Below are 4064 nucleotides of genomic sequence, written 5' to 3'. Positions count from 1 at the left end.
CGATTGGCCAAGGCGAAGTAGTGCAAGCCTCCACGCGCTCACTATGCGTGAGGCACCAGCTACCGCTTCGCGCTCACTTTTACGTGAGGCACCTCGGGTTTCACTGCGGGCCAGGTGCCGCCAGGTTCAGGATCCGTGCCGCATCGTGGGCCATTTCGCCCACGATGTCAGCAGCCGGGCGCACGGTGTCGATACGGCCGATCGTCTCGCCGACCAGCACGGTGACGACGTCGAAATCCTCCGTCTCGAGCGCCTCCTGGAAGGTGCTCACCATCTCCGGTAGTCGCTCCAGTAGTTGCGCTTCGTTGCCGTGCCACGCCTCGACAAACGCGTTGGAGACCAACCGCGAATCATATCCAGCTGGCCAATCTTTCTGGCGCACAATGTCATAAACACGCGTACGGATGGTTTCGTCGCCGCTTGCGGCCATGCCACGGCGGTGGGCTCGGGGCGACACCAATGCCTCGGTGACCGCCCAGAACCGGGTGCCGACCAGGACGCCGTCGGCACCGAGCGCCAGCGCCGCCGCCAACCCGCGGCCGTCGGCGACACCTCCGGCAGCCACTACCGGCGTCGCGGGGGAGCGCTCAGCTGCCAGGTCCACGACGTCGGGCACCAGCGTGAACGTCGAGCGCGCGTTTTTTCCGTGCCCGCCCGCCTCGCCGCCCTGGGCCACGAGGACGTCCGCGCCGACGTCCAGGGCCCGGCGGGCCTGCTCGAGGTCCTGCACCTGGGCGGTGAGCGATACGCCGGCAGCGCGGATGCGGGCGGCGAACGGCATCGGGTCTCCGAAGGACAGCATGATGGTCGCCGGTTGTGTCTCCAGCGCCATGTCGAGCACCCCGGGATCGCGGGCCAAGCTCCAGGTGATGAACCCGTATCCCACGCGCGCACCGCCGGTCTGGCCGATCTCGGTTCGCAGCCAGTCGGACTCGCCATACCCCCCGCCCACCATGCCCAGCCCGCCCGCCCCGGTCACCGCGGCGGCAAGCCGTCCCCCGGAGACCCGGGCCATCGGCGCCAGCAGAATGGGATGTTCGATGTCGAAGAACCGGGTGAGCCGTGTACGCAGCGGCATGAAGATCTCCTCTCTCGGGACGACCCGTACAACCGCCGAAAGGCCCCAGGCAATCTGTCGCCGTCGTCAGGTCGGCAGGGCGAGCCCTCAGGCTCCGAACCTACCGGTGAGCTGGGCCTGCGTGACGGCGGCACCCGCTATCGTCTGAGCCGCCCGCAGCCCGCCCACATCGCCGGTCAGATCATGGCTGGCGGGCAGCTGGTACAACGTGAACCTGTAGTGATGCACCCCGCTGCCCGACGGCGGGCACGGCCCCGTGTACCCGGTGCGGCCGCCCGAATTCGGCAGGCTGGACGCACCGTCGGGGGTCTGGCCTGCAGCCGTGGCACCCGTTCCAGGCGGGATGCCGACCACGATCCAGTGGATGTAGGTGCCGCCGACGGCGTCGGGGTCGTCGACCACCAGGGCCGCCCCCAGCGGCGCCGACCATGTCAACGGGGGCGCGGTGTCGGCGCCTTTGCAGGTGTACCGGACGGGGATCGGCGCGCCGTCGGCGAAGGCGGGACTGCTGATCGTCACCGGGCCGGCTTCGGGGGCCTGCGGCACGGTCCGGGCGACCGTCGTCAACTCAGGGGTCGCGGGGGCCGTCATCCTGCTGCCGCCGTGGCCGCCGCAGCCGGCCTGCGCCAGCACGAGGACCAACCCGGCGCCGGCGAGCGCGATGCGCCGTGCGGTGGCGACCTGCGGGGACGTCATAGGGAGAGTGTCGCCGACCGCGGTCGCCGAATAAAGGCCTCAACCGAAGCGGGCATCTTGACACGAGGCAACAGGGGCCTTTCCCGGCCTGAACACGGCTACGCGCCGACCTTCTTCACCTGCCCACACGTGCGGCACCGACAACACACCTGCGCGATTCGGTGTCTGCAGCCGTCACCGCTGCAACCATTGGGCATGCAACCATTGGGCACACCCGGACTGCACCGCCGCGGTGACGTGCTGCGCCAGGGCGCAGCCTCGGTTCGGGTCGACCGCGCGATCGCGGTTTTGCGACCGCCGGACCAGCCCAGGAGCCGGCAAGCCGGGGAGACCCCCGGAAAAGCTTTGTGCACCAGGACTTATCAACACATCACCCGTCGACACCGGCGGCCGGGGGCCTGTTTCGGGCCTCGGGGGGACACCACGCGGGCGGCCGGCGCCGGGCAGGCAGAGGAGTATTTCGGCCCCTGATTGAACGGCGGTTGCCAGGGATAGACTCGGGTGCAACGGAACCCCAAGAGGAGCGTAACCCCATGGCCATCATCGACACGGACACCGAGGTCCGGGCACCGTTCGGCGACGATGTCGCCGCCACCCAGCGATACATCGACGGCCCGCGTTTCACCGGCATCACGCGCCTCTACACGGCCCGTCAGGTTGCCGAGCAACGCGGCACCATCCCCCTCGACTACCCTGTGGCACGGGAGGCGGCGGCGGCCTTCTACGAGCGGTTGCGGGAGCTGTTCGCGGCGAAGAAGAGCATCACGACCTTCGGCCCCTACTCACCCGGCCAGGCCGTGGCCATTAAGCGGATGGGTATCGAAGGCATCTACCTCGGTGGCTGGGCGACCTCCGCCAAGGGCTCCACCACCGAGGACCCCGGACCCGACCTCGCCAGCTACCCGCTGAGCCAGGTTCCCGACGACGCCGCGGTACTGGTGCGCGCCCTGCTTGCCGCTGACCGCAACCAGCAGTATCAGCGGCTGCACATGAGTGAGCGCCAGCGCGCCGCGGCCCCTGCGTACGACTATCGGCCGTTCATCATCGCCGACGCCGACACCGGCCACGGCGGTGACCCGCACGTGCGCAACCTGATCCGCCGTTTCGTCGAGATCGGTGTGCCGGGCTACCACATCGAAGACCAGCGGCCCGGCACCAAGAAGTGCGGGCATCAGGGCGGCAAGGTTCTGGTGCCGTCGGACGAGCAGATCAAGCGCCTCAACGCCGCCCGGTTCCAGCTCGACATCATGCGGGTGCCCGGAATCATCGTGGCGCGTACCGACGCCGAGGCGGCCACCTTGATCGACAGCCGCGCCGACGAGCGTGACCAGCCGTTCCTCCTGGGCGCCACCAACCTGAACATTCCCTCCTACAAGGCCTGCTTCCTGGCGCTGGTCCGGCGTTTCTACGAGCTGGGCGTCAAGGACCTCAACGGGCACCTCCTGTACGCGCTTTCGGACTCTGAGTACGCCGGCGCCTCGGCCTGGCTGGAGCGCCAGGGTATCCAGGGCCTGGTGTCTGACGCCGTCAACGCCTGGCGGGAGAACAGCGAAACCTCGATCGAAGATCTCTTCGACCAGGTGGAGTCCCGATTCGTGGCCGCCTGGGAGGACGACGCCGGACTGATGACCTACGGTGAGGCCGTCTCGGAGGTTCTCCAGTTCGGCGAGAGCGAGGGCGAGCTGGTCGACATGAGCCCCGAAGCGTGGCGCCGTTTCGCCCAGCGTGCGTCGCTGTACACCGCCCGCGAGAAGGCCAGAGAATTGGGCGCCGACCCCGGTTGGGACTGCGAGTTGGCCAAGACGCCCGAGGGCTACTACCAGATCCGGGGCGGCATTCCGTATGCGATCGCCAAGTCTCTTGCTGCGGCACCGTTCGCAGACATCCTCTGGATGGAGACGAAGACGGCGGACCTGGCCGACGCCCGCGAGTTCGCCGAGGCCATTCATGCCCGGTTCCCGGAGAAGATGCTCGCCTACAACCTGTCTCCGTCGTTCAACTGGGACACCACCGGCATGACCGACGAGGAGATGCGGCGCTTCCCCGAGGAACTCGGCGAGATGGGCTTCGTCTTCAACTTCATCACCTATGGGGGACACCAGATCGACGGCGTCGCCGCCGAGGAATTCGCGACCGCGCTGCGGCAGGATGGCATGCTGGCACTGGCTCGTCTGCAACGCAAGATGCGGTTGGTGGAGTCGCCGTATCGCACGCCGCAGACGTTGGTCGGCGGGCCGCGCAGCGACGCGGCGCTGGCCGCCTCCTCCGGGCGCACCGCGACCACCAAGGC

The 4064-nt window shown here is 68.6% G+C and carries 3 protein-coding genes; 1 reads left to right on the top strand and 2 read right to left on the bottom strand.

Features of this window, described 5'->3' with window-relative positions; all coding sequences use genetic code 11:
* Positions 1 to 100: 100 nt before the first annotated feature.
* Both ACOJVU_RS05950 and ACOJVU_RS05945 read right to left on the bottom strand, forming a co-directional pair.
* Positions 101 to 1078, bottom strand: a complete 978-nt coding sequence (locus ACOJVU_RS05950; protein WP_421528928.1) for an NAD(P)H-dependent flavin oxidoreductase — start codon at positions 1076 to 1078, stop codon at positions 101 to 103.
* An 87-nt stretch (positions 1079 to 1165) separates the two neighbouring features.
* A complete protein-coding gene (locus ACOJVU_RS05945) occupies positions 1166 to 1774 on the bottom strand; it encodes a YbhB/YbcL family Raf kinase inhibitor-like protein (RefSeq protein WP_421528927.1) in 609 nt (202 codons plus the stop codon).
* Positions 1775 to 2307: 533 nt separating this feature from the next.
* On the opposite strand from ACOJVU_RS05945, the gene ACOJVU_RS05940 reads away from it, so the two are divergent.
* A partial coding sequence (locus ACOJVU_RS05940) for an isocitrate lyase/phosphoenolpyruvate mutase family protein (protein WP_421528926.1) occupies positions 2308 to 4064 on the top strand: 1757 nt, incomplete at its 3' end.

The organism is Mycobacterium sp. THU-M104, from assembly GCF_049197365.1.
Taxonomy (GTDB): Bacteria; Actinomycetota; Actinomycetes; order Mycobacteriales; family Mycobacteriaceae; genus Mycobacterium.
Note: the sequence above shows the minus strand (reverse complement) of the source record. Positions and strands in the feature narration are given on the sequence as shown.

Coding starts and splice junctions, on each gene's coding strand:
- ACOJVU_RS05950 (WP_421528928.1), bottom strand. CDS start 1,078: ATGCCGCTGCGTACACGGCTCACCCGGTTCTTCGACATCGAACATCCC.
- ACOJVU_RS05945 (WP_421528927.1), bottom strand. CDS start 1,774: ATGACGTCCCCGCAGGTCGCCACCGCACGGCGCATCGCGCTCGCCGGC.